Source organism: Mycobacterium conspicuum, assembly GCF_010730195.1.
Lineage (GTDB): Bacteria > Actinomycetota > Actinomycetes > Mycobacteriales > Mycobacteriaceae > Mycobacterium > Mycobacterium conspicuum.
In genome coordinates this window covers 1,995,599-2,020,329 of the sequence record NZ_AP022613.1, presented here as the reverse complement: position 1 = coordinate 2,020,329, position 24,731 = coordinate 1,995,599, and the positions used below count along the sequence as shown (strand labels likewise).

Sequence of the window (24,731 nt, the reverse complement as noted above, 5' to 3'; positions counted from 1 at the left end):
CGCGCACCCTCCTCGGTCTGGTCACGTTCTTTATCCCCGCCGGCTAACGACGGAATCAACCGAGAACGTTACGTGGCGCCCGACACCCCCGTCATCACCGGACGCAGCCCGAGCGCTCCACTGCACCTCGGCGGTCCCGGAAATCTGCAGGGTGGCCCCGGTGGCGAAATCGACGAACAACAGCGCGGCCTCGTCGTCGACGGCCAGGTTGCCGAAGCTGTTGAACATGTTGTTGCCGGGGTAATCCGGCCACCACAGTCGGTGCGGGCCGCTCACCCGAACGAATCCGGCCGGGCCGCCGCGGTGGGAGGCGTCGCCGCCCCGAAGGGGATGGGTGGTGCCCAGGAAGAACGTGTCGGACGCCGCGATCATCGCCGCGTCGGCCGGCTCCAGCTGCGCGCCGCGCCGGGCGGCGGTCGAAGGTGCGGCGGCGAGCATCGGGTCGCGGCGGTGAATGTAGCGTGGGCAGTTTCCGTAGGCCTGGTCGATGTGCACCCGCAAACCGGCGTCGTCGCCGTCGACCAGGGTGCCGTTGATCCGCATCCGGCGTCGTGCGTCGAAGTCGACGGCGATCAATCCGATCTGCTGGCCGACGGGCAGCCGATAAAGAGGATCGCCCGCACGGGGCACCGCCGCGATGCGCAGCAGCCGATCTTCCCCGCGCAGAAACCCCGCGCCCGCCGACAGCGGCGAGGTCCACAGGGCGCCCTCGCGATCGCGCGCGGTGATCGCGGCAAATGTCTGTGCCGCAAGGAATTTCGTGGCACCAGCGGAGAGGGGGCCGGGATCAAGCATGCTTTCCAGCCGCTTGGCGTCGGCTTCGACGCCGGCTCGGCGTTGCGTCGCCAGCTCCCCCTCGTGGAATCCGGTTGCGCTCATCGGCTGCCCGACGGAACCTCGGCGAAGCCCGGTTCCCCCGCGTCGACGACCGAGTTGAACCGGATGCGAGTGTCCAGATCGTTGATCTCGCGGATCGCGCTCTCGGGCAGCGCGGTGACATCGAAGTTCTCGCGGATGCGCGACGGCGTGACCGATCCGGTGAGCACCGCGCTGCCGCGCTGAATGCCCCAGGCCAACAGCACCTGCGCGGGCGTCTTTCCCAGCCGTTGGGCGATCGCGACGATCAGCGGGTCGTCGAGCAGTCGCGGTTCCAGCGCGTGCCCCAGCGAAGCGAACGCCAGCAGGACGACGCCGTCGGTCTCGCGCAGCCCATGCAGATCCCATTGCGGGTGATACGGGTGCGACTCGACTTGCACGACCGCCGGCTTGATGCGGGCGGTGTCGATGATGTTGCGGGTGCCCTCGACGTCGATGTCGGACAGGCCGATCGACCGCGTGAGTCCCCCATCCACCAGATCCTCCATCGCGGCCCAGGTCTCTTCCAGGGTCAGCCCGTCGTCATAGATGACGGCGCCGTGCATGTCGCGGGGGTCTTGGTCATCGCCGGGCTTGAACGCGAACGGCGTGTGCACCAGATACAGGTCGACCGCGTCCAACCCGAGCCGCCTCAGGCTGGCCTGCAACGCGGGCCTGACCCGTTCGGGCCGGTGGTTGTTGTTCCACAGCTTCGTGGTCACGAACACGTCCTCACGACGCACCGTTCCGGCCGCGAACAACTCCTTGAGCGCCGCCCCAACCTCGGCTTCGTTGCGGTAGCGCTCGGCGGCGTCGAGATGGCGGAACCCCACCTCGACCGCGGCCTTGACCGCACTGCGCGTCTTGCGGTTGTCGGAGAGCGAAGTCCCGAATCCCAACGCCGGGATCTGGCCGCTGCCGTCATTCAAGGTGATTCGGTGGTGGCTGGGTTGCTGCATGGTTGTCACTTTTTACGCCTTCCGCCTTAATAGATGACCAGTCGTCTACCTAAACGGACGGCGCGGGCGCGGCATTCCCCACCACCGGCAAGTCAGCGCAGCAGCGCCGGGACGGTGACCGCTTCGAACATGTCGTATGGGGTACGGCTGCGGGTCACCTTCCCCCGCAGGGCAGCGCCCTCCCACGCCTCGATCAGCAGGGAGGCCAGCTGCCCGGCGTCGAGGTCTGTCCGGATGCCGCCGGCCTCACCCTGGCCGGAACGCACACACGCCGTCAGCGCCTGGTCCCAGCGGTCGAGCACGCGCAGCAGCTCGGCGCGCACCGGCTCGCTGGATGTGCTTAGCTCGAGCGACATTTGGCCAATCAGGCAGCCAAGCAGGAAGTCACCGGCCTCGTGATCATCGGCGAGCGCATGAAAGAAACGGGTGATTCGCTCCTGCGGCGGCCCGTCCCCGTCCAGGATCGGTAGCAGGCGCGTCTGGATGTCGGACCAGTAGTGCTCGAGGATCGCCTCCGCGAGGGCCTCTTTGCTCGGGAAATACGCGTAGAACGAGCCCTTCGGCACACCCGCCGCATCCGTGATGTCCTTGACGCCGCTGGCCGCGAATCCGCGTGCGTGCACCAGGTCGAGGCCGGCTTGCAGAAGCCGGCTGCGCACCTCGGGATTCGGCGGTCGTGGCATGTCCGTCAATATTAGCCGACCGGTCACTTATCACAGGGGCCACGGTGTTGCATCTAATATCGCCGTATGGCATCCGCCCGCGAACGCCTGCGACAACAAGGGTTGCGGCCGGTTCAGATCTGGTGCCCAACGTGAACGGCCCAGAGTTCATCCGCGAGGCACACCGACAATCGGCCCTCGTGGCCGCGAGCGATCGGGAACAGGACGATCAAGCCTTCGTGGATGCGGTGTCCTCCGATTGGGACGACGACTCCGACGTCGCTGCCCTCAAAGGCCTACCGTAGCCGTTACAGTAACGTGCACGTGAGACCGAGGTGAACGCGACGAAGGAGTCCGCCGGTGAAAACAAAGGGCGCACTGATCTGGGATTTCAATCAGCCGTGGTCGGTCGAGGAGATCGAGATCGGCGAGCCCCGCAGGGGCGAGGTGAAGGTGCAACTGGAGGCCGCGGGGCTCTGCCATTCGGATCACCACGTGGTGACCGGCGACATTCCGATGGCGGCCTTCCCCATGCTCGGCGGGCATGAAGGCGCCGGCATCGTCGTCGAGGTCGGCGACGGCGTCGAAGACCTCGCGGTGGGTGACCATGTCGCGGCGTCGTTCATCCCGTCGTGCGGGAGGTGCCCGTCGTGCCAGCTGGGCGAGCGAAATCTGTGCGACCTCGGGATGGGGCTGATGGCCGGAACAGCGGTCTCCGACGGCACATTTCGGATTCAGGCCGACGGCAAGAACGTCTACCCGTACGCATTGCTGGGCACCTTCGCGCCCTATCTCGTCGTGCACCAGACCTCACTGGTCAAGATCGACCCGGCCATCCCCTTCGAAGCCGCCGCACTCGTCAGCTGCGGCGTGACAACGGGTTTCGGGTCCGCGACGCGAGCCGCCGAAGTGCAACCGGGCGACGACGTGGTCATCGTCGGGCTGGGTGGTGTCGGCACCGCCGCGCTGCTCGGTGCGATAACTTGCGGTGCTCAGCGCATTTTCGCCGTCGATCCCGTCGAATGGAAGCGCGACCAAGCGCTCAAATTCGGTGCCACCCACGTCTATCCCGACATCGACACCGCGCTGATGGCCATTGCCGAGCTCACCGCCGGTCGGATGGCCCGCAAGGTGATCGTGACGGTCGGCCGGTCGGAGGGCAAAGACCTAGAGAAGTACATGTCCGTCACCGCCAAGGGCGGGACTTGCGTCATGACGGCCATGGGCAGCGTCATCGAGACCGATGCAACGCTAAACCTCTCGCTGTTGGCGCTGTTGCAAAAGAGATTGCAGGGCACCATTTTCGGGGGCGGCAACCCGCAACGCGACATTCCGATGCTGTTGTCGATGTATCAGTCCGGCAAGCTGAATCTCGACGACATGGTCACTCGCCGTTACAGCCTCGAGCAGATCAACGAGGGCTATCAGGACATGCTCGATGGGCGCAACATTCGCGGCGTCATCCGCTATACCGACGCTGACCGGTAGCAAAGTGACACGGGTCACTTACTGTTGGAAATACAGTATGTGCTACTTTTTGAAAATCCATAACGCCAAAAATCCCGGGGTACTAAAAATGCCAACGCCCGTCATTGTCGGTGCCGTCAGAACAGCCATTGGTCGCTCTTTCAAGGGCACCCTGGTCAACACGCCGCCCGAAGCCCTGATCACCGCGGTGCTGCCGGAAGTGATCCGCCGGTCCGGAATCGATCCCGCGGCGCTCGACGACATCATCGTCGCCGAATCCCACTACGGCGGCGGAGATCTGGCGCGTTATGCCGCCGATGCCACCGGTCTTCAGCACGTGCCCGGCCAGGCCGTCAACCGGCATTGCGCCGGCAGCCTCACCGCCATCGGCAATGCGGCGGCCCAGATCGGCTCCGGGATGGAGCGCGCGCTCGTCGCCGGCGGGGTTCAGTCGCTGTCGATGACGCCGCTGATGAACCAGCGGATTCCCGGACCGGAGCTGAAGTTCGAGGAGCGCTGGCTGCCGCCGACCCACGTCGAGACGCCCGACGCGCCGACCAAGGACATGTCGATCACCGTGGGCTGGAACACCGCGCAGTCGGTCGGAATCACGCGCGAGGAGATGGACGCCTGGGCCGCCCGCTCGCATCAGCGTGCCATCGCGGCGATGGACGCAGGCAAGTTCCTCGACGAGATCCTCCCGCTCAAGGTCGAGCAACCCGACGGCTCCGTCGTCGACTTCAGCGTCGACGAGCATCCGCGCCGCGACACCACCGTCGAGAAGCTCGCCGGGCTCAAGGTTTTGCACCCCGAGATCGAGGGCTTCTCGATCACCGCGGGAAACAGCAGCGGCACCAACGACGCCGCCGCGGCGGTCGCGCTGGTCGATCGCGACTTCGCCGCGGCCGAAAAGTTGTCGGTGCTGGCCACCGTAAAGGCTTGGGGCGCGGCCGGAGTCGCCCCACGAGACACCGGTCTGGGGGCCGTGCAGGTCATCGGCAAGGTGCTGCAGCGCGCCGGGCTGAAGCCTGCCGACGTGGCGCTGTGGGAGATCAACGAGGCTTTCGCGTCGGTGCCGATCGCGGCCTGCCGCGAGTACGGCCTGGACGAGGAGCTGGTCAACTTCTCCGGCAGCGGTTGCAGTCTCGGTCACCCGATCGCGGCCTCCGGCGCGCGGATGGTCACCACACTCGTCTACGAACTGCGGCGCCGCGGCGGCGGCATCGGTGTGGCGGCCATGTGCGCCGGTGGCGGTCAGGGCGGCGCGGTGGTCATCGAGGTCTAGAGCAGACCAAACCGCCTGGCTGCCAAGCGATCTCGGTTTAGTGCGCGATGCTGTGGAGATAGTCCACGGCTAGGTCCACACACGTCTTCGGGTTCCCCGGAATCGGTTTGTAGGTGCCGTACTGGGCGTGGGGTGCGCCGTTGGTGCTGGCCGCTCCGGAGAAGTAGGGCAGCAACGTCGCCGCGAGTGGCCTGACATTCGCCGGTGCGCCCCGAAGCGTGTCCTGAATGACGCGCAAGCCGCCGCTGTACCGATTGCAGAACGCCATGAAGATGGTGGTGAGCCAGCGCCCGGCGAGGTCGTCGCCGACGGCCGCGGCCAGATCGTTGGGGATCACGAAGTCCCACCACAGGTCTTCGGTGTCGGTCAATCTGTGGTCCGCGGACATGATTCCGTGCCCACCCGGGTCAGGGCACCCGGGGAAAGTGTGGCCCGCCTCGCGAGCGGGGTTGGCGAAGGCGACGACGGCCCGCAGGTCCGATTTGCGGTGCCGCAGCGGTCCGCAGCGCAGCGACCGATACACCGGCGCCGTGACCATCGCGCCCTGGCTGTAGGCCGCGATCGCGAATTCGCCGTCGGTGGCGTTGATCGCGTCGGTGAGCCTGGCGACCCCGGCCGCCACGCTGCGGGTAAACGGCAGCGCGGCCGCATACGGAATCGGCCTCCATCGAAACTTCGTCGGGTCGACGCGCTTTGCCACCTGCTGCGGAAAGCAGCCCCTGCCAGTCGATCTGGCGCCTGCGATCCCGGGATGCCCCGTCCCGGCGATGGTGAAGAGCGTGATCACCGCTACACGATCTCATCCCAGCGCGAATCGGTGGGCGGATACGACCGTCGCCCGGTGTCAGCGCGTTGCTACGGGCCCCCACCGTTGCCGCCGTGGCCGCCCAGGATGATGACGATGGGGTTGCCGTTGGCGCTGGCGAGGCCACCACCGCCACCGCCCCCGATCCCGGCGTTGCCGCCAACGCCGCCGGGCGGTGACGGCATGGCAGTACCGCCGGCCTTGCCGGCAGCGCCGCCCAGACCGGCACCACCGTCGCCACCGCCGGTGCCGCCGGCGCCGCCGACGCCGCCGGTGATACCGCCGCCACCACCGCCGCCGCCTTCGCCGGAGGCGACGGTGCCGACTGTGCCGTCGACCGTGGCGCCGCCGCCGCCACCACCGCCGCCCGTGGGATTGCCTTGACCGGCTTGGCCGACGGCGCCCGAGGCCGATTGGTCACCGAATACCGCGGCGGCACCGCCACCGCCGCCACCACCCGGACCACCGGTGGCGCCGGCGGCGCCGCCGCCTTCTCCCCCATCGCCACCACCGGCCGAGGCGCTGAAACTGCCATTGATGGCATCACCATTGCCGCCGGCGCCCCCGCGGCCGCCGCTGCCGCCGTGGCCGCCGCCGGTGCTGTCACCGCCGGCGCCGCCGCCACCCCCGGCGCCACCGGCGGCACCGGCGTCGGTGGCACGGACAATGGCGATACCGCCGTCGCCGCCGTCGCCACCGTTGCCGCCGATGACCCCGTTGCCACCACGGCCGCCCGTGCCGCCGTCGCCCCCGTCGAGCGAGGCGCTGCCGCTCCCAACGTTGAAGTTGCTTTCCCCGCCTGGACCGCCTTGACCCCCGTTACCGCCGGTGCCTCCTGGGCTGTTGCCGCCGTCGCCGCCGGTGCCGCCGGTGCCGGCAGTGCCGGTGGCGCTCTGGGCACCCGCGCCGCCGCCCTGGCCCCCGGTCCCGCCGTTACCGCCGCCCCCGGCGGCCCCGCCGAGCAGCGCGTGGTTGGCGCCGCCGGTCCCGCCGTTGCCGCCGTGCCCGCCGTGTCCCCCGTTCATCGACGACGCCCCGCCCAGGCCGCCGGCACCGCCGGCCCCGCCGGCGCCGGCCTGGCCGCCCAGCAGGTGCATGTTGGCGCCGCCGGCGCCACCGTTACCGCCGGTCCCGCCGGTCACGCCGGTCGGCCCGATCACTAAGCCCGCGGAGCCGCCCCTACCCCCGGCGCCGCCGGCGCCCCCAGGGCCGCCGCCGAAAAGGCCGTTCGCCCCGCCAGCCCCACCGTTGCCACCGCTTCCGCCAGTGCCGGCGAGGGCGTTACCGCCGGCCCCGCCGTTGCCGCCGCGGCCAAACAAGCCGGCCGACCCGCCCTTCCCGCCGTCCTGCCCCGACGCCCCGGCCGCGCCGTTGCCGCCGTTGCCGAACAAGAATCCGCCGTCCCCGCCGTTGCCGCCCGGAGTCGTCGCGTTGGCGCCGTTGCCGAACAGGGGACGGCCCGTCGCCGCCGCTACCGGGGAAAACACCGCCAGGCCCTGGGCCGCCTGCACGGCCGCGGCCAACGGCGAGGCATTGGCCGCCTCGGCGGCGGCGTACGCGGCCCTCGCACTCGTCAACGTCTGCACAAACTGCTCATGAAACGCTGCGGCCCGCGCATTGAGCGCTTCGAAGTCCTTCCCGTGCGCGGAGAACACCGCCGCAATCACCGCCGATACCTCATCCTCGGCTGCGGCCAGCACCGTAGTCGTGCGGGTCGCCGCGTCGGCGCGGGCCGCGCCAAGCGCCGATTCGATACCGGCCAAATCCGACACCGCAGTTGCCATCTTCGCCGGCGCCGCGATCACAAACGACATGTCCGTCCTCCACTCGGTAGCCAGAGAACCTGTGGTGTGACACGTATCAATAAGGCTATGGCGCTCGGCCGCAAGTAATCAATGAGTTGCACGTCCCCATCGGGGCGGCACCGCGAGGTACAGTCCAGACGCGTCGCGCGACGACGTCGGTTGATACGGCTGAGCACCGAGGAGAACGACCATAAACCCTTACACCGCTCAAGTTCTCGAAGCCGGCCAGGCGGACGACATTGCGGTCTTGGAAAAACTGCGCGCCGATCCGGCCATCGAATTCATCGATCATCGCGAGTCGCAACTCGAAGAACTGCGCGGCCTTCGGCCGCCGCCGGATGGAGAGCTGCTCGCCGAACCCGGCCGCTGGGTGTACTACCCCTGGCGCAGAACCGTTGTCGCGCTGCTGGGTCCACGTGCGTTTCGGGCGGTCCGCCTGGATCGCAACAGGAACGTGATCACCACCGCGGAGCAGGATCGGCTGGGAACACTGCGCGTCGGTGTCGCCGGGTTGAGCGTCGGGCATGTCATCGCGCACACGTTGGCCGCGCAGGGCTTGTGCGGCGAGCTTCGGCTGGCGGATTTCGACAGCCTCGAGCTGTCCAATCTCAACCGGGTGCCCGCGACCGTGCTCGACCTAGGGCTGAACAAGGCCGAGGTGGCCGCCCGCAGAATCGCCGAACTCGATCCCTATGTCGCCGTACGGGTTCTGGACGCCGGACTGACAGCCGACAACGTCGACGAGTTCCTCGACGGACTGGACATCGTCGTCGAGGTCTGTGATTCGTTGGATATCAAGGTCAGCGTGCGGGAAGGGGCCCGACGCCGTCGGATACCCGTCGTGATGCCCTCGGCCGACCGGGGACTGCTCGATGTGGAACGTTTCGACCTCGAACCGCAGCGGCCGATTCTGCACGGTCTACTCGGCAATGTGGATTCCGCCAAGCTTGCCGCGTTGAGCAGCCGGGAAAAGGTCCCGCACATGATTCGCTTCCTCGAGGGCGAAAAGTTCTCATCGCGCCCACTGGCGTCGGTGCTCGAGATCGACCGCACCCTGTCGACCTGGCCGCAGGTCTCCGCTGACGTGATCTTGGGGGCAACCACGATCGCCGAGGCGGTGCGCAGGTTCGGAGTCGGTGAAAACCTGCAGTCGGGCCGCACCCGAGTCGACGTCGGCTGGGCACTCGATCACCTCGAAGAACCGCAGATCCCCGCGGATCGCCCCGCGACGCCGGTCGAGTACTCGGATCCGACACTGCCCTGCGTACCGGGCATCGTCGCAGCCGCCGCTATGCGCGCGCCCTCGGCGTCCAACGCACAACCCTGGTTCATCGAGGCCGGCCCCGATGTCCTCACCATTCGCCTTGCCCCCGAACACACCTCGACGCTGGACATCGGGTTACGCGCCAGCGCAGTCGCGCTCGGAGCGGCACTGTTCAATGCCAAAGTAGCCGCCGCGGCTCAACACGTGCTGGGACCGGCGCAGCTGGTGGATGACGTCGACGGCGTGCCATTGCAGGCGACGCTGCAACTGCGTGCCGGTAACGATCCCGACCTCGCCGCACTCTACGAGCCCATGCTCGCGCGCGAAACCAACCGACGACCCGGGATGCCGGGCGCAGTTGGCGCAGACACCATTGCGCTGTTACGCACTGTCGCCGAGCGCGAGGGGGCGCACCTGCACGTCGTGACTGACCGCGACGAGATCGCTGGTGTCGCAACGATTCTGGGAGCGGCCGACCGTACTCGCTACCTGACGCCGCAGTTACATGCGGAAATGGTTTCCGAGCTGCGCTGGCCGGGTGACGCATATCCCGACACCGGTATCGACGTGCTCAGCCTCGAACTCGAGCCCGGCGGTCTTGCCTTGGCCGACATTTTGAAACGCCCGGACGTGATGGCTCACCTGGCCAAGTGGAACGCGGGAACCGTGTTGGGCGAGGACACTCGGCAGCGCATCCTTGCGAGTTCGGCCTTGGCGATCATCTCGATCGCCGGGGGAACCTTGACTGACTACGCGCTCGGCGGATCCGCCGTCGAGGCGACATGGATTGTCGCGCAGCGATGCGGGCTGGGCGTCCAACCGGTTTCACCGGTCTTCCTCTATGCCCGCGATACCGAAGACCTCACGGCGTTGTCGGCGCCCTTCGCCGACGAACTGGGACAGCTGCAACGGGAGTTCCTCCGACTCGGCCACGCGCCGGACGGTCACGTGCCCGTCCTGATGCTGAGATTGGCGTTCAGCAACCCCGCGTCGGTGCGAAGCCGTCGCAGCCTCGATCGGGTCCGGTTGCTCTAGCAGCGCGCCGACTATCGGACAAGCGGCATCAGCAACTACCGTATTCAGATATGTCTGGCTCTCTGGACGATTTGGTCACGGCGGCCGCCGCCGAGTTGATGGCTGCGACGGCCAGCAATGCAGCGGAGATCTGCCAACGGGTGCTCGGTAACTTGGTCACCCACTTCGGCGTGGACTTCGGCGTGTTGCGCCACAACGACCACACGATCCGTGCGACGGTGCTCTTTGCTGAATGGCCACCGCGCGAAAACGTTCCCGACCCTGACCCACTCGGTGTGATCTATTTCGCCGAGGCCGACTCCGTCTTCGCGCAGCTTGAACACCTCAAAGAGCCCAGCGTGTTGCGTCCTGAGCCGACAAACGCTGACTACCAGGACTACATCGAGGGAGCCACGGGCGTGCCGCAAAGCTCGCTGGCGGGCGTGCCGCTGCTGTCCGGCGACGTCACCACCGGCTCGTTGGGTTTCGTCAAGTTCGGCGACCGGGACTGGCGGCCGGATGAGCTGAACGCGCTGCAGGCAATCGGCACGTTGTTCGCTCAGCTGCAGGCCCGCATCGTCGCCGAAGAAAAAGTCCGCTACCTCGCTGAGCACGACGACCTCACCGACCTGCTGAACCGCAGGGCGCTGATCGCCCACCTCGACGAGCGACTGGCCGAGGGGAAGCCGGGACCCGTCGCGGTATTGTTCCTCGACCTGGACCGCTTCAAGGTCGTCAACGAGCACCTCGGCCAGAACGCCGGCGACCAGTTCATCAAGGGCTTCGCCGAACTCGTGCGCGAGTCCGCGGGCGCGTCCTCGGTGACCGCACGCCTCGGGGGCGACGAGCTGGTCGTCGTGCCGTCCGAACCGATGGACATCGAGAGCGCGGTGACGTTTGCTCACCATCTGCAGGCGCAGGTCCACCAGCAGATCTTGATCGACGGCGAGAAGGTCACGCGTTCCGCCAGCATCGGGGTCGCCACCGGCGTGCCCGGATCCGACAACACTTCGGACCTGCTGCGTCGCGCCGATCAGGCCACCCGGTTGGCCAAGGGTGCCGGCGGGGCCAAGGTCGCGCCCTACAGTCCGGAGATGTTCGAGCGGGACGCGATCCGCAACGACATCGAACTCTCCCTCGAGGGGACCACCAACGGCCACAACGACGCCCTGGTGCTGCATTTCCTGCCGGAGTTCGGCATCCGGACCGGCGAGATCCTCGGCACCGAGGCGCTCGTCCGATGGCAACACCCGACTCGCGGGCTGCTGATGCCGGACTCGTTCATCGGGGTGCTCGAATCCATCAACCTGGCAGGCAAACTCGGCCGTCTGATCATGCGCGCCGCCTGTGCCCAGTTCGGTCTGTGGCGCTCACACGGCGTCGGGCGCGATGCGGTGCTGCGGGTCAACGTATCGCCCATGGAACTCGTCGCGAACAACATCGTCGACACGGTCTCCGCAACCCTCGACGAGTTTGAGATCGATCCCGCCGCGGTGTGCCTTGAGATCACCGAACGGGTGGTGGTCCAAGAGATCGACTCGACGCGCCGAACACTCGGTCGGCTCAAGGACATTGGTGTGCAGATCGCGATCGACGACTTCGGTACCGGGTACAGCGCATTGACATACCTGAAGACCCTTCCGGTCGACATAGTGAAGATCGACAGAGCTTTTGTCCGCGACCTCGGCGACAGCACACGCGATCAGGCAATCGTGCAGGCCATCGTCGCGTTGGCGCACGCACTTGGACTCGAGGTCGTCGCGGAGGGCCTCGAAACCGCCACCGCGGCAAAGGCATTGCTCGACTTAGGATGCGACCGCGCGCAAGGCTTTCTGCTGTCCCGCCCGGTGGACGGCATCGCAATGGAGTCGCTACTCGCCAAGCGGGTCGTACCAATGGATTTCGCCACCGTGGGAGATTCCCCAACCCGGTGACGAAGTCCCCGCGGTCTGTTCCATCCGGCATGTCGGTGGACGGCGTGGCCGCCCGGCGCCGTCATGCTCTGTTAAAGAGACGGCTTTCGGTCTCGCGCTGGCGGTCATACTCTTGAATCAAATACGCTGTCTCGGTGAGGATTTTGGCAACCTGCCGTGGATCTAATGCATGGTTCACGAAATCGCTTCGGTCCCACCACATCATCTTGGTTTGGTAGCGCTCGTTCGGGTAGGGCGCCGCGGGGATGCCTGCCACCACACCTCCGGACGAACGCCACCGGTTAAGTACATACGCGGCCGCGGTGGCCATGCAAAATTGGACGTCGAGCAGCGCGGTCACATGGCCGGCGCTGCGGGCCAGCGCCGCGGCAAGACCCCGGTCATGATCCGCCTCCTCGATCACCCATGCCGACTTCATCTCCACAACGCCAAACGGAATGCGGTCATTGATCATGTCGCGGACGGCTTGCTGGCTGGGCTGTCCCGCCCATTCGATGACTGCGTGCGAGTCGTCGGCCGACCGTAGTGGTCCAATGCCGCGCACGCCGGCGATCATTTGTCCGGTGTTATCGAGCACCGCGAAGTACACGAGGGTGTCGGATCCAGTGCGCAGTGCATCGGTGTCGAGCGCACATTCGACGCCGTGCCGGGTATAGCTGAGGTGCGCACCGACCGAGTACTGAGCCCACAGGTCAGGGTCAGCGGCCGGCTGCGAAATCACCAACGTGCAGTCGATGTCCGGATCATGCCAGGTCAGGGGCTTGCTAAGACGGAATCCGTCGAGATTGAGGGTGTCGAGCGGGGCGACGGTCATGGGCGTCCTTCGGGTGTCGGGCGCCGACTTCAGGTTGGTGAATCCGGCGCTTTTGATACGTATGGGATGACTTTCCAGTTATCCGCAAACTTTGTCCTCGCCGTATTCTCGTGCCCTCGTGTTTCCTTTCTTTTGCCGACATTCAGACGCAAGAATGCAAATGGCGAGGGACCGCGAGTCATCCTATTACAAATCGCAAGGCGTTTCACTAGCCCCTGCCACGGTAATTTTTAAGTCGAAAGAGGCGGCCGCGTCGCAATGGTGCGACCCGTGAACTTCGCCGATGGGGATCCCATCGCTTGCCGAGCACTGCGCAGCGGCTGGGCCTCTGGCTCGCTGGTGCCGCTTGGGCGATGGCGCCATCCGAGAGCCGACGAGGTTAAGCAGGTCGCTGGCCTTTTGCTGCTCGCGGCGCCGCATGACGCGAACTGCAATTTTCGCGTTGAGCGGGTCAGGACTCCACCCGCCGGCTCGACCTCATGGACCGGTCGGAGGCCAGCCTCGCCCTTCTGCGAGTTCCGATCGGTATTCGCCGCGACAGTAATGAATTCACCGCCGGGTATTGTTCATACTAAGCTGTACCATTCGCGGCGAGGGCGTCGCTATTGTTCGGATGTTGGCGGGCGATGCATCGGCTAAATTCACATCCAATAAATGTACAACTGCGATCCAATACCACCGACTACCCAATGCTCGGCCGAATGGGGTACCGCCAGCATCGGATTAACAAGGCCGGTGTGCGTCAGCGGTGCATATGTACTGTCTGTTCCTGTGTTGCAACAGGATTCGCGACCGCTCGCCAACGTTAGGCATGTGTTTAATACGACGCACGCCGGACAACGACGACATAGACATTCGGTCTCGTTTACGCGACGGACGTGCGATTTCACCGGCCAGGCCGCGACCCTCGGTGCGCCGCTGAGCCCTCCTTGAGCGGTGCTGCATAATTCGCGTTCAGCCGTGACCGGTGTCACTTGCGGGCCTCAACTAAGGCCGACTAACAGAACGAAGTGACGAAATGAAGCACACGTCAGATTCACAATGACGGAGCAGTGGCCGCCGCTCACTGGCGTGGTGTGCGACATCTGAACGCACTACCTGCACTGATCTGGGTGGTCCCGGCTGGGATCGAACCAGCGACCTTCCGCGTGTGAAGCTGAGGCGAAGTCAGAAGCCAGACGTTCATGCTGGTCAAGCTGGACGAACTGGACCAATCTTGGGGGTTCAGAACACGCGATACGAGCGGCGCGGCGGATGCGGAGCGGATGAAATTGAAGCTGTGATCCGTAGGCACGAGCGGCCGGCATGACCAGAGATGATGTAAACCCTTGCGTGATGTAGCCGCAGCAATTCCCGGATCTGCTCGGGGAGCGCCGCCGGTCCAGCGGCACTGGAAGAACTCTGGCGCATTTGGGCCTAGCGCCGTGCGGATCCTCCAGGCGGCACCGCCTGTTGCACCGTCGAGCGGTTGATGGCCGAACTCGGCCTGTCCGGGGCGACCCGCGGCAAAGCCCGCAAGACAACAGTTGCCGATCCAGTCGCAGCGCGTCCGGCTGATCTTGCTGGGCATCGGTTTGGGCCGCCGGCACCCAATCGGCTATGGATGGCCGATCTGACCTACGTGTCGACCTGGTCGGGGTTCGCCGACGTCGTCTTCGTCGTTGACGCCTACGCCCGGCGGATCCTGGGCAGGCGGGTCGCGGCGACGATGGCGACTTCGATGGTGCTCGACGCGATCGAGCAGGCCATCTGGACCCGTCGCTAGAGGGCGTGTTCGACCTGAAGATGTCGTCCACCATACAGATCGCGGCCCAGTACACTTCGATCCGGTTCACCGAACGACTCGCCGAAGCGGGAATCCAACCCTCGGTCGGGGCGTTCGCCACTACGACAACGCTCTGGCCCGTACGATCAACGGGCTGTACAAAACCGAGCTGATCAAACCCTGCAAGCCCTGGCGCACCATCGAAGAAGTCGAACTGGCCACCGCCGAATGGGTCAATTGGTTCAACCACCGCCGCCGCTACCAATACTGCGGAGACATCCCACCCGTCGACATGGAAGCCCCGCCGGTCACTACTGCCAGCTTCGACATCACAGATGGGTCCTCCGATTGCGGTTCACCAGCGTGTTGAGCGTCCACGATGAGCGGGGCCCTCACTCATCGGGGCTGCGTAGTGGGTTGGTAGGTGGGTGGCGGGCCAGGGCGAATGTGGGCGGCGGTGGTTGTAGTCGTGTTTTGCAGTGCTGGGCTGCGGGGACCGGCGTTGGCATAATGCGCCGGTTTTCGGGTCAGGCGCGGCTGAGGTGGGCGCGGATGGCCGAGATGGTGGCCGCGATAGCATCGGCGCTGCCGCCTCCGAAGGGGGCGAGACTGGCAAAGCCGTGTGTAAGTGCATCGAACTGGCGGTGGTCTACGCTGACACCGGCCGAGCGTAATGCCGTGGCGTATTCGTTTCCCTCGTCGCGCAGTGGATCGAATCCCGCGGTGAGCACCAGGGCCGGTGCCAGGCCGGATAGGTCGGCGGCCTTCAGTGGCGATACCCGCGCATCGTCGGCTGCCAGGCCGGCGCCGTCCAGATACAACTCTTTGAACCAGTCCATGTCCTGCTTGGACAGGAAGAATCCGTCCGAGAACAGGGTGCGCGACCGGGTTTCCGCGGACAGGTCGAGGCTCGGATAGAGCAGCACCTGCAGCGCCGGTTGCCCAATACCCTCGTCGCGGCTGCGCAGCGCGACCAGCGCCGCTAGATTTCCGCCCGCGCTGTCGCCGCCAACGCCGATTCGGGATGGGTCGGCGCCCAGTGCGGCAGCGTGTCCAAGTGCCCAGCGATAGGCCGCGACGCAGTCGTCGACCGCGGCTGGGGCCTTGTGTTCAGGCGCGCGCCGGTAGTCCACCGACAACACATGTATCGCGGCGTCTTTGCAGATCATCCGGCACAGTCCGTCGTGGGATTCAATGTCGCCGACGACAAAACCACCGCCGTGGAAGAAGACAAGCAGTGGGGCCGCTCCCGCGAGGGTCGGTCGGTAGTGTCGCGTCCGCAGGGGGCGGTCGGGACCCGGAATCGTGAGGTCGGTGGTGGGGACGGCGACGTGGGTGCCCATCACCGAGTGCGAGTTGCGCATCAGGGCGCGGGCGATTCCTGGATCGCCAGCAGCCGACAGGCCGCCCGTGCGTGTGCGTCGTTGGGCGGCCAGTATCAATTGAAGCGTGCTGTCAAGAGTGTTGCCGTCGATGGTGACCCTTCTGCGGCCAGCGAGGAGGCGTTTGAGCCACGGCGGGATCCACGGCATGACCATGACACCGATACGAAGGGCCGTGTTGGTCACCGCGGCAGAGCGGCTGTTGGGCTGCCTGCGTGCCATAGCCTCGCCTGATGTGATACGGAGGAGCCCTGGCAGTAAACGAGGCTTCACTGTCATTGCCCGCCCTGTTCTCGGCTTCCTAAGGCACTGTAGTCGGAACAGATGTTTGGTTCAAGGGACAGCGCCGCCTCAGCCGTTCATACCGTTTGCGATGGGTCATATCTGACCCAGAGGGACGATTGCGGACAAATATTTGGTCGACCTGTGCTCGCGGATGTAGTTACTGATCCTTTGGTAGGCGTTGAACCGTTGCAGACGACTCAGCCGCGAACGTCACCGCGAGAAGATCCGGGAGCGCGGGCGAGCCACCTCGGTGTAGAGACTCATCCACTGTGCGATGGTCGGCCCCAGGCGTTCGGGCACGAGCGAATCCGCGCCCCGTTGACCGCCCGGCGCTCGGGACACGGTTTCGTAGAGACACACCGCGGATCGACTTCCCGTAAGGACTGCAGCGCCGTTTCAAGCTGCGCAGCGCGGCGCGGGCGGGCTAAACGGTTGTGACCGGAAGGCGTGCCCATCCTCGGACGCTGGAGGTGTGGGCTCTGCTTGCGTTGTCGTAGTCGACGGTCCAGTCGGTCCATCGCTTGAGGACCTCCTCGAAGGCGACTCGTGCCTCGAGTCGCGCTAGGGCTGAGCCAAGACAAAAGTGCACTCCTTGTCCGAAGCTGAGATGACCGCCTTTGCGGTGGATGTCGTAGCGGTCGGGGTCGGTGAACTTGGTTTCGTCACGGTTGGCTGAGCCGTTGAGCAGCAACATGTAGGAGCCTTCGGTCACGGTGCGTCCGTAGAGTTCGGTGTCGCGTGCAACGTAGCGGGCTTGGACGGGTGAGGGCGGTTCGTAGCGCAAGGTCTCCTCCACTGCTGAGCCAATCAGGGCCGGGTCGGCGGCGAGTTGACGTCGTTGATCGGGATGTTCCCCTAGCAGCTGGCCCATGAAACCGATCAGGCGTGCGGTGGTCTCGTTGCCGGCGCCGGCGATCATGGCGGTGTAGGCGAGGACTTCGGTGCGCTCAAGCCGTCGCCGGGATCCGTCGTGTTCTTGGACCTCGGCGCTAAGTAGGTCGGTCATCAAGTCGTCGGAGGGATGGGTCGCTCGCCACTCGATGTATTCGGCGAACAATGCGATCGAGTCCTCAAAGATGGTCGCGCTGACGCCGCCGGTGTCTTCATGCTGCGATCCAACAGTGATGCTGGTGTCGTTGCGGTCGCGGATGCGCTGTTGGCCTTCTTCGGGGATGCCGAGCAGATAGCCGATGGTGCGCATCGGCATGATTGCACCGAGATCGGCGACGAAGTCGAAGCCCTCGGCGTCGCGCAGCGGATCCAGTGCGCGAGAACAGAAGTCACGCACCAGGCTTTCTACGGCCAGCATGCGCCGTGGGGTGAAAACGCGTGACAGCAGGCGACGGTGCAAGTCGTGCAGCGGAGGATCCTCGAACAGCAGGATTCCTGGCGGAACTTCGAGGCCGCTGAACAAGATGTCTGCGGTAGTGCCCCGTCCGGAGCGATAGGTCTGCCAGTCCGGAAGCGCTTGCGCGACATCGTCGTAGCGGCTCAACGCATAAAAGCCGTACTTGTCGTTGAAGTACAGTGGCGCTTCGGCGCGCATCCGCTTCCACACGGGATACGGATCGTCATCGATGTCATAGTCGAACGGGTCGTAGTATAGCTCCGCAGATCGATTGCTGATCACAGATCCTCTTTCACTACCTGGGTTGGTTCGGCACGCCGGGGAACAATTGCACATCGGGACCGGAGGTCACGTAACCCATCTGTTTGGTCAGGAGGTGGGGGGCGAAAACGCTGCTGTAGAGGACGTTTCCGATGACGATGACGGCGACGGCAGACAGCGCCGCCGACTGCAATTTGGTCTTAGAGAGCCGGTCGGCCCACATCTCGATGACATTGCGGTCTTGCGGATCCGTCCGGCCCAACAGATAGGTGAAGACCATCATCTGAATACCCATCGCGATGGCGTCATAGATCGGGTACTGGTGCAGGGCCCCCTCGAAGAGTCCCAGTCCGGGGATCACGTAGGCGTAGTAGAAGACGCCGATTCGGGCGCCCAGGCCCCCGTTGAACAGCAAGGCCCAGCAGAACCCGACGGCCAGGCCCACGGCCAGCAGCGTGATCGGCCTGCGCCAGTTGAACCGTGCGCTCAGCCCGCGCCCCAGTGCGGCGCCGACGACGGCCGGAATGCAGAAGTAGCCGATGTATCCCAGGGGCACCGACGAGGGCAGCCCGCCCCAGGTCATGTTCAACGGCCACCACGACGGCATGCGTGGAAGTGCCGGCGGAAATTGCGCATACATCGCCCAGTCGTACGGGGCTTCGATCCATGAGAACGAGATCGCCGAGATGCACAGAAGAAGCAGCGGGTGCAACCGGCGGCGGCGAACGCTCAGATAGATCCCGGTGACGGTGAACCCGATGCCGCTCAGCCAGCCGAAGGCATTGGCCGCCATCAGCAACGGCGTCAGCTCGGTCGTCATGACGTGGTTTCTTGACCCGAACGGCGGCGCGCTTCGGGGTCGAAATAACAGACCAGCCCGAAGATCACGATGATCAACCCGAGCAGCGTGCCGAGCATGATGACTGCGCCCATACCCACACCCTTTCGCCGAACCAGCACCACGACCGCGTTAATAGTGGACACTATTCTAAGGCGGTTGGTCAAGGCCGACTATCGTGAATGCCGTCAACCGCTCAGCGCGGTCCAAGGAGAGAACAACCGTGCCCCAGCGACCTTCCGCCAAGGATCGGGCAACGGCAGATGCGCCGGTACAGGCCTTGCGCCGGCCCCGCGGTGAGCCGCGCCGACTTCTCCTGGATGCCGCGCGTGAGCTGTTCGCTCGCAAGGACTACCGCAGCACCACGACACGCGAGATCGCCGAAGCCGCTGACGTTAACGAGTACCTGCTGTTCCGCAACTTCGGCTCAAAAGCCGGACTGTTCCGGGAAGCCCTCGTCCTACCGTTCACCGATTTCGTCGACGAATTCGGCCGAACGTGGCAATCAGTGGTCCCCGACGAAACCGGCGAAGAGGAATTGGCAAGACATTTCGTCGGACAGCTCTACGACGTGGTCGTCGAACATCGAGGGCTTCTGCTGACGCTCGTCGCATCGGAGACGCTCAGCGAGGACGAGATCACCGACGCGGGTATCGCCGACATCACGCGGGCGCTCGGCGTGCTCGGTCAGATCAGCGCTGAGGGCATGCGTCTGCGCGGGTTGCGGGCCGGTCGGCCCGAGCTGCCCGCGCACACCACGGTCGCAACGATCGCCGGCATGGTCGCTTTGCGCTCGACCTTCTTCGGGGCCAACCAGCCTTCCCGTGAGGCGATCGTCGACGAACTCGTCCAAGCGATCCTGCACGGTTTCCTGCATCGCTGCGACTGAAAGCCAAGAACGGCGCGACCGAACATGCCGAATGAATCACCGCGGTGACCAGTCACGAAATGCGGCTGTAGACGTCATGGGCTGGTCAGGGCAGATCCCGGAGGCATTGTGGCGGTGATCAGGGAGCTGATCGGAAGGACACCGATCAGGTCGGCAGGCAGAGCGCGCCCGAGGCGCGCCATCAGCTCGCGGCTGTCGAGGGCGTCGACGATCCATCCGCGGCGCGCAAGCCAATCGGCAATGTCGGTGAGGTCCTCGTGCTTGATGTAGGCCGCCACGTCCATGGCGACGCCGATCTTGTCGCGGATCTCAGCGGCCCCGTGCCGCCAGCTGCTCATCCGATCCTCACCGAGATGGGTCGACGCACTGGGATAGGCGTCCGCCGCGATACAGCTACCCTCGGCGCTGAGCCCGAGTACCCGGTCGAAGAGGTGCTCCTGATCGGCAGACGACAGGTACGGAAGCAGCCCTTCGACCAGCCACGCCGTGGACGCCGAGGCATCAAAGCCCGCCGCGCTCAGCGCTGAGTGCCACTCGTCGTCGCGAAGATCGACCGGCACCGCGCGCATATCCGCCACCGGTACCGCGCCATGAGCCTGCAACACGGTGTGCTTGAAACCCAGGATGCTGGGTTGATCCACTTCGTAGACCACCACCCCGGACAGGCTGTTCAGGCGATACGACCGGGCATCGAGACCGGCAGCGAGGATGACCACCTGACGGATTCCCGCGGTGACGGCGGCGGCGAGGAAGTCATCGAAATGCACGGTTCTGCTGGCGACGTAATCGCGCCCGCTCGTGGCTGCCCGGCGGCCGTTGTCATCTTCGGGACCCATCCAGGACAGGTCACCGGAGGCCATCATCTGCCAACCGGGCTCGTCGACGGCCGCGACCAGCACCGCGGCGAACTCGTCACGAAACAGCGGATCGTTCTGGGCTGTCTCGGCGGCCCGCTGGGCCGCCACCCCCAGCGCGGTGGTTCCGAGATTGGTGGTGACATCCCAGCCATCGTTGCCGGTCATGACGCGGCCGCGATGTCGACGATGGCGCTGGCCAGTTCCTCGGGTGCATCGATCATCACGTAAGCGAGACTGCGCGCGATCTTGATGAGCGTGGCCCGAGGGAAATCACGGGCGAGCCGCTCGGCATCGGAGAAGGGAAACAATTTATCATCGGTGCCCCACACCACGGCCACCGGCTTGTCGAAGCGCTGGATCGCGTCGACCGCCCGCAGGGTCAGCGCCGGATCCAACGACGCTGTGACGGTGGCGGCTTGCGCACGCGTGGTGGCGTTGGTCAGGAAGGCACCGAACAGCTCGGCGCGTTCTCCCGCGGACAGTCGCGTGCGACACACCGCCCGCAGGAACACGTTCTGACCCACCGCGCTGGCCAGCATGGCGAGTACCGCTCGGCCCACGGCGGGACTTCGTCGGCACAACTGCACGACGAGCTTGAACTGGCCAGGCGGGAAGTGCTCGTAGCTGTCACAGTTAGTGAAGACCAGGCTGGCGATGCGCGACACGTCCAGCGACGGGTCGCCCAGCGCGGCCAGCACCAGCCCGCCGCCGGTGTCGTTGGCCACCACCGTGACATCGTGCAGGTCGAGCTGGTCGAGAAAGGCCACGATGCGCCTCGCCGCGGCGCCGGCACCCAGGTCGACATCACGGGCGACCGGCAGATGGGCACCCAGCGGCCAGGTCGGCACGATGCAGCGCACCCGCTCCCCCAGTGCTGCGACCACCCGCTGCCAAATCGCCCCGCTGACGTAAACGCCGTGCACGAACACCACGACTGGCCCCGATCCGGTGTCGGTGAAGTCGACGACTGCGCCATCCACGGTGCAGCTGTTGCCCATCACGCCTCCTTTGACGGCAGCTTCTTCCATGAGATCTGCCGCGTGACGTGCGAGCCTACATACAGCCTGTATGTGGGTCAATCATGAGCGGTCGCGCGGTCGGTGTTGCGCAATCCTTCGACGAGTGCATCCAGGGTGTGCACCGCTCGATCGCGCGCTGCGACCTGATCGGTGGCGTTGGCGATGAACAGCGCGGCCTCGTCGGCGGCCGCGAGCAGCAGATGTGCGAGCACGTCGATCGACGGTGCCGCGGCGAGGTCGCCCTCGTCGGCGGCGCGTTGCAGCATGGCGTTAATAGCGCCCAGGCCGTAGTGGCTTTCCAGCTCGCGCCAGCGCTGCCAGCCCAGCACCACCGGTCCGTCGATGAGCAGGATCCGTTGCACGGGCTTGGTCAAAGAGGCGTCGAGGAAGCCGAGCAGGCCGCGTCGCAGCACGTCCAGCGCCGACAGATCCGCATCGCCGGTGAGCTTCTGCGCTGCCGCCATCACGAGTTCTTCTTCGACCGTCAGGAAGACGGCCTCAAACAGCGCCTTTTTATCGGTGAAGTGGTGATACAACGCTCCGCGCGTCCCCACACCGGCGGCCAGCACGATCTCCTCGGTCCCGGTGTCGTGGTAGCCCTTCTCGACGAAAAGTTCACGCGCAGCGTCGATCAACGCTGCACGGGTGGCCTCAGCCTGCGCGGTGCGCCGCGCCTTGGTGTCGAAACGTTCCCGACCAGCGGCCACGCCACCAGCCTATTGCATACTGGTTGTAGGTGACCTACCGTCTGCATTTAAACACCCGTTTGTCCGTTCCCCTGTAGCTCACCGGAGGTTGCTGATGCCTCATCCCGTTGATGTCGTCCGCCAGTTCTGCGCGCTGATGGAAAAACGCGACGCCGAGGCGCTGCGCCCGCTGTTGGCCGACGGTGCGGTATATCAGAACGTCGGCATGCCCGCCACCGTGGGCGCCGACGCCATCGTGGAAAATATGGCCGCCCAGTTCTCCATGTTTCCCGACGCCTATGCGTTTGAGATCGTCAACATCGCCCACGACGGTCCGATCGTTCTCACTGAACGACTCGATTACATTCAGGCCCCCGACGGATCCAAACCGGGCGTGCCGGTGATGGGAACATTCGTGGTCGACGAGGACGGCACAATCACCCGCTGGACCGACTACTTCGACGTCAACCTGACCGTCAAAATCCTGCAAGGCGAGGACATCTCGGCGCTGGTGCCCACCGCCTAACAGCTCACCGGCGCAGTGGAATGCTGTTCGCCGAGACGGCTGGCAACGCGGCCGCGATGTCGGGGATGGCCAGTAACAGCCCGGCAACGGTGTCAGCGACGTGATCTTGGTCGGTGGCGAAATCACCGCGCAGCCAGCCGGCGATCACTTCCATCGCACCGCTGACCAACGCAAACGACGCCATCTCGGTATCCAGCCGGCTAGCAGGTCCAGTGGTGGCCGTATCGGTGAGCATCGCGGTCATCGCGTTGGCGATCGCCCGAGTGCTGTCCACGCGCGCACGCTGCATCACGTCGGAGGTGTGCGAGCGCAACAGCAATTGGCCACGGCGCGGATCGGCAGTGAGAAATACCAGCGACGCAGCAGCGGTGGCGCGGATCTGCGCGCCGACATCGGAACCGACACCATTGGCAGCGGCGCCGACTGCCTCCAGCCCGGCGGTGGTCTGATCCCTGACCATGGCTTCTAGCAGTGCGTCGGAATCGGTGAAGTGCTCGTAGAAATATCGGTCGTTGAGTCGCGCGCGTGAACACACCGCACGTTTAGACACCGCGCGCGCACCGTATTCGGCGAAGAGGTCCAGGGCCGCCTCCAGCAGCGCCGCACGCCGGGTGGCGCGACGCCGCTCGGCAGTGACGCCACCGTAAGAGCGCGCAACAGAAGTCATCGCAAAAAGTATCCCAGAGCCCTTGACCCTTCGGACTGTTTGGTGCAATCTGACACCAGAATATATTCTGGTGTCGCGCTGCGCCAGATCTGCCCAGATCTGAGGGAGAGGCCTCATGTCGGTTGAATCGCCTGACGTGTTGATCGCGTCATCAGCACCGATCCACGACCACCCCGCGGCGTCGTGTCTTGCTGACGCGCCAACCGCCTCGGTGGCCGACCGTTTCGAACGCATCATGGGAACCCGGTTGCTGGCACTGTTCTCCCCGGCCCTGTTCGACGAGATGATGCTGCCGATGGTGTCAGCTTCTCTGGTTGACACCGCCCGCATCCGCGACAACCCGTATGGGCGGGCACGGCGCACGGCGGCGTCAGACCAAGTGGCGTTGCTGGCGAACGGCGCCCATCGCCGCGAAGAGATGCAACGCCTGGTGCGGCTGCACCGCGACATCAAAGGCGTGACACACGACGGGATCCGGTACAGCGGGCTCAACCCCGAGGCCTGGAACTGGAATCTGATCAGCATCTTCTTCATGCACCGCGGCGCCTTCATCGCGCTGACCGGTGAACAGCTCGACGACACGGGCGATCAGGCCGTCTGGGACCGCTACCGAGCACTCACCGCCGACTTGCAGATGCCCGGCCGGGCGCGTGAACTTCCGACCAGCTATCCACAGCTGTGCGCCTACTACGATCATGTTGCCGCCGAAAAGCTCACCCACACCGAAGCTTTGGACATCGTCATGGCCGCCACACTGCACCCAAGGCGGCCCGCGCACATGCCGGCGATCACCGCGCCGCTGTATTTCCTTCTGGGCCCGATCTTCGGGCATATTGCGGCCATCCTCGGATTCGGCATCATGCACCCCAGAGTCCGCGCCCTGGTCCCGATGCCCTGGACGCGCCGACACGACATCGAATTTCTCGTGTTCAGCCGGGTACTGCGCGGGGCCTACCGTCGGCTGCCGCGCCGCATCACCGAAACACCCTTGGCCCGCAACCGCCGCCAGTACGAGCGCATCGTCGCCCGGTATCAGGGTGTCGGACTGGTGTCCTTCGTGCCCGGCGCCACCCAAACCTGCGGTCGCTGAGGTTGTCTCACGCAGAGCCGACATGCCGCGAAGGAGTCGTCGTGGCGATGGAGACGCTCACGGCGAGCTTTTCCGATTCGACCCGCGCTACGGGAGTAAGGGATGACACGAAAGTGACCAGCGTGCAGAGCTTCTATGACACGGCCGGCCAACGGAGACCGTGCCGGGCAGTGATGGGGTCGACGCGGATACGGGGCCGATCGCAGAGCCATCGCGCCGTCGATACGGTTTCTGACAGTCCACGCTGCGCGCTG

General features: G+C 65.5%; 20 protein-coding genes, 1 tRNA gene and 2 pseudogenes. 9 read left to right on the top strand and 14 right to left on the bottom strand.

Annotation, left to right across the window (positions count from 1 at the left end; all coding sequences use genetic code 11):
* Nucleotides 1-30: 30 nt before the first annotated feature.
* From G6N66_RS09790 to G6N66_RS09780, 3 genes are all read right to left on the bottom strand, one after another.
* Entirely contained in the window at nucleotides 31-879 is an 849-nt protein-coding gene (locus G6N66_RS09790; protein WP_085231614.1) for a pyridoxamine 5'-phosphate oxidase family protein, read from the bottom strand.
* Nucleotides 876-1,814, bottom strand: a complete 939-nt coding sequence (locus tag G6N66_RS09785; protein WP_085231615.1) for an aldo/keto reductase — start codon at nucleotides 1,812-1,814, stop codon at nucleotides 876-878. Before G6N66_RS09785 ends, G6N66_RS09790 begins: the two co-directional genes overlap by 4 nt.
* Nucleotides 1,815-1,906: 92 nt before the next feature.
* Entirely contained in the window at nucleotides 1,907-2,497 is a 591-nt protein-coding gene (locus G6N66_RS09780) for a TetR/AcrR family transcriptional regulator (protein ID WP_085231616.1), read from the bottom strand.
* Between the two features lie 66 nt (nucleotides 2,498-2,563).
* Here G6N66_RS09780 and G6N66_RS09775 point away from each other — a divergent pair.
* From G6N66_RS09775 to G6N66_RS09765, 3 genes and pseudogenes are all read left to right on the top strand, one after another.
* Nucleotides 2,564-2,781 (top strand): annotated as a pseudogene (locus tag G6N66_RS09775) (antitoxin MazE family protein).
* A 55-nt stretch (nucleotides 2,782-2,836) separates the two neighbouring features.
* Nucleotides 2,837-3,964 (top strand): NDMA-dependent alcohol dehydrogenase, encoded by a 1,128-nt coding sequence (locus G6N66_RS09770; RefSeq protein ID WP_085231617.1) that lies wholly within the window; start codon nucleotides 2,837-2,839, stop codon nucleotides 3,962-3,964.
* An 88-nt stretch (nucleotides 3,965-4,052) separates the two neighbouring features.
* Nucleotides 4,053-5,228, top strand: coding sequence for a thiolase family protein (locus G6N66_RS09765; protein WP_085231618.1), 1,176 nt, complete (start codon nucleotides 4,053-4,055; stop codon nucleotides 5,226-5,228).
* A gap of 37 nt (nucleotides 5,229-5,265) precedes the next feature.
* On the opposite strand, the gene G6N66_RS09760 is transcribed toward G6N66_RS09765, so the two are convergent.
* Nucleotides 5,266-6,015, bottom strand: a complete 750-nt coding sequence (locus G6N66_RS09760; RefSeq protein WP_085231619.1) for a PE-PPE domain-containing protein — start codon at nucleotides 6,013-6,015, stop codon at nucleotides 5,266-5,268.
* Between the two features lie 68 nt (nucleotides 6,016-6,083).
* Nucleotides 6,084-7,847 (bottom strand): PE family protein, encoded by a 1,764-nt coding sequence (locus tag G6N66_RS29990; protein ID WP_139825075.1) that lies wholly within the window; start codon nucleotides 7,845-7,847, stop codon nucleotides 6,084-6,086.
* Nucleotides 7,848-8,028: 181 nt separating this feature from the next.
* Between G6N66_RS29990 and G6N66_RS09750 the strand changes: the two genes are divergently transcribed.
* Entirely contained in the window at nucleotides 8,029-10,137 is a 2,109-nt protein-coding gene (locus G6N66_RS09750) for an Rv1355c family protein (RefSeq protein ID WP_085231620.1), read from the top strand.
* A 50-nt stretch (nucleotides 10,138-10,187) separates the two neighbouring features.
* On the top strand, nucleotides 10,188-12,050 hold the full coding sequence (locus G6N66_RS09745; protein WP_085231621.1) for a bifunctional diguanylate cyclase/phosphodiesterase: 1,863 nt from the start codon (nucleotides 10,188-10,190) through the stop codon (nucleotides 12,048-12,050).
* Between the two features lie 61 nt (nucleotides 12,051-12,111).
* On the opposite strand, the gene G6N66_RS09740 is transcribed toward G6N66_RS09745, so the two are convergent.
* Nucleotides 12,112-12,864 carry a hypothetical protein gene (locus G6N66_RS09740; protein ID WP_085231622.1) on the bottom strand — a complete coding sequence of 251 codons (753 nt, stop codon included), beginning with the start codon at nucleotides 12,862-12,864 and terminating at the stop codon, nucleotides 12,112-12,114.
* Between the two features lie 1,113 nt (nucleotides 12,865-13,977).
* Nucleotides 13,978-14,076: transfer RNA gene (locus G6N66_RS09735), tRNA-Ser, on the bottom strand.
* Between the two features lie 235 nt (nucleotides 14,077-14,311).
* Between G6N66_RS09735 and G6N66_RS09730 the strand changes: the two are divergent.
* Nucleotides 14,312-14,999 (top strand): annotated as a pseudogene (locus tag G6N66_RS09730) (IS3 family transposase); the annotation flags it as partial.
* Between the two features lie 157 nt (nucleotides 15,000-15,156).
* Here the strand turns inward: G6N66_RS09730 and G6N66_RS09725 are convergent.
* The 3 genes from G6N66_RS09725 to G6N66_RS09715 all read right to left on the bottom strand — a co-directional run bounded on the left by G6N66_RS09725 (nucleotide 15,157) and on the right by G6N66_RS09715 (nucleotide 18,725).
* A complete protein-coding gene (locus tag G6N66_RS09725) occupies nucleotides 15,157-16,233 on the bottom strand; it encodes an alpha/beta hydrolase (RefSeq protein ID WP_081215563.1) in 1,077 nt (358 codons plus the stop codon).
* Nucleotides 16,234-16,720: 487 nt separating this feature from the next.
* Nucleotides 16,721-17,926, bottom strand: a complete 1,206-nt coding sequence (locus G6N66_RS09720; protein ID WP_024636709.1) for a cytochrome P450 — start codon at nucleotides 17,924-17,926, stop codon at nucleotides 16,721-16,723.
* 13 nt (nucleotides 17,927-17,939) lie between these two features.
* Nucleotides 17,940-18,725 carry a spirocyclase AveC family protein gene (locus tag G6N66_RS09715; protein WP_062894819.1) on the bottom strand — a complete coding sequence of 262 codons (786 nt, stop codon included), beginning with the start codon at nucleotides 18,723-18,725 and terminating at the stop codon, nucleotides 17,940-17,942.
* A 241-nt stretch (nucleotides 18,726-18,966) separates the two neighbouring features.
* On the opposite strand from G6N66_RS09715, the gene G6N66_RS09710 reads away from it, so the two are divergent.
* Complete coding sequence (locus tag G6N66_RS09710; protein WP_085231624.1) at nucleotides 18,967-19,632, top strand: TetR/AcrR family transcriptional regulator; 666 nt, start codon at nucleotides 18,967-18,969, stop codon at nucleotides 19,630-19,632.
* Between the two features lie 74 nt (nucleotides 19,633-19,706).
* Here the strand turns inward: G6N66_RS09710 and G6N66_RS09705 are convergent, their stop codons facing one another.
* From G6N66_RS09705 to G6N66_RS09695, 3 genes are all read right to left on the bottom strand, one after another.
* Entirely contained in the window at nucleotides 19,707-20,654 is a 948-nt protein-coding gene (locus G6N66_RS09705) for an SAM-dependent methyltransferase (RefSeq protein WP_062894816.1), read from the bottom strand.
* Nucleotides 20,651-21,487, bottom strand: a complete 837-nt coding sequence (locus G6N66_RS09700) for an alpha/beta fold hydrolase (RefSeq protein ID WP_062894814.1) — start codon at nucleotides 21,485-21,487, stop codon at nucleotides 20,651-20,653. Before G6N66_RS09700 ends, G6N66_RS09705 begins: the two co-directional genes overlap by 4 nt.
* A gap of 77 nt (nucleotides 21,488-21,564) precedes the next feature.
* Entirely contained in the window at nucleotides 21,565-22,215 is a 651-nt protein-coding gene (locus G6N66_RS09695; protein WP_062894812.1) for a TetR/AcrR family transcriptional regulator, read from the bottom strand.
* Between the two features lie 94 nt (nucleotides 22,216-22,309).
* Between G6N66_RS09695 and G6N66_RS09690 the strand changes: the two genes are divergently transcribed.
* Complete coding sequence (locus G6N66_RS09690; RefSeq protein WP_024636715.1) at nucleotides 22,310-22,720, top strand: limonene-1,2-epoxide hydrolase family protein; 411 nt, start codon at nucleotides 22,310-22,312, stop codon at nucleotides 22,718-22,720.
* A 4-nt stretch (nucleotides 22,721-22,724) separates the two neighbouring features.
* On the opposite strand, the gene G6N66_RS09685 is transcribed toward G6N66_RS09690, so the two are convergent.
* Complete coding sequence (locus G6N66_RS09685) at nucleotides 22,725-23,387, bottom strand: TetR/AcrR family transcriptional regulator (protein ID WP_158085870.1); 663 nt, start codon at nucleotides 23,385-23,387, stop codon at nucleotides 22,725-22,727.
* A 115-nt stretch (nucleotides 23,388-23,502) separates the two neighbouring features.
* On the opposite strand from G6N66_RS09685, the gene G6N66_RS09680 reads away from it, so the two are divergent.
* Nucleotides 23,503-24,477, top strand: a complete 975-nt coding sequence (locus tag G6N66_RS09680; RefSeq protein WP_081231523.1) for an oxygenase MpaB family protein — start codon at nucleotides 23,503-23,505, stop codon at nucleotides 24,475-24,477.
* Nucleotides 24,478-24,731: the final 254 nt, after the last annotated feature.

Bases quoted from the DNA above. Each gene is read 5' to 3' on its own strand.
- G6N66_RS09790 (WP_085231614.1), bottom strand. From the start codon at position 879: ATGAGCGCAACCGGATTCCACGAGGGGGAGCTGGCGACGCAACGCCGA.
- G6N66_RS09785 (WP_085231615.1), bottom strand. From the start codon at position 1,814: ATGCAGCAACCCAGCCACCACCGAATCACCTTGAATGACGGCAGCGGC.
- G6N66_RS09780 (WP_085231616.1), bottom strand. From the start codon at position 2,497: ATGCCACGACCGCCGAATCCCGAGGTGCGCAGCCGGCTTCTGCAAGCC.
- G6N66_RS09765 (WP_085231618.1), top strand. From the start codon at position 4,053: ATGCCAACGCCCGTCATTGTCGGTGCCGTCAGAACAGCCATTGGTCGC.
- G6N66_RS29990 (WP_139825075.1), bottom strand. From the start codon at position 7,847: ATGTCGTTTGTGATCGCGGCGCCGGCGAAGATGGCAACTGCGGTGTCG.
- G6N66_RS09745 (WP_085231621.1), top strand. From the start codon at position 10,188: ATGTCTGGCTCTCTGGACGATTTGGTCACGGCGGCCGCCGCCGAGTTG.
- G6N66_RS09740 (WP_085231622.1), bottom strand. From the start codon at position 12,864: ATGACCGTCGCCCCGCTCGACACCCTCAATCTCGACGGATTCCGTCTT.
- G6N66_RS09725 (WP_081215563.1), bottom strand. From the start codon at position 16,233: ATGGCACGCAGGCAGCCCAACAGCCGCTCTGCCGCGGTGACCAACACG.
- G6N66_RS09715 (WP_062894819.1), bottom strand. From the start codon at position 18,725: ATGACGACCGAGCTGACGCCGTTGCTGATGGCGGCCAATGCCTTCGGC.
- G6N66_RS09705 (WP_062894816.1), bottom strand. From the start codon at position 20,654: ATGACCGGCAACGATGGCTGGGATGTCACCACCAATCTCGGAACCACC.
- G6N66_RS09700 (WP_062894814.1), bottom strand. From the start codon at position 21,487: ATGGGCAACAGCTGCACCGTGGATGGCGCAGTCGTCGACTTCACCGAC.
- G6N66_RS09690 (WP_024636715.1), top strand. From the start codon at position 22,310: ATGCCTCATCCCGTTGATGTCGTCCGCCAGTTCTGCGCGCTGATGGAA.
- G6N66_RS09685 (WP_158085870.1), bottom strand. From the start codon at position 23,387: ATGACTTCTGTTGCGCGCTCTTACGGTGGCGTCACTGCCGAGCGGCGT.
- G6N66_RS09680 (WP_081231523.1), top strand. From the start codon at position 23,503: ATGTCGGTTGAATCGCCTGACGTGTTGATCGCGTCATCAGCACCGATC.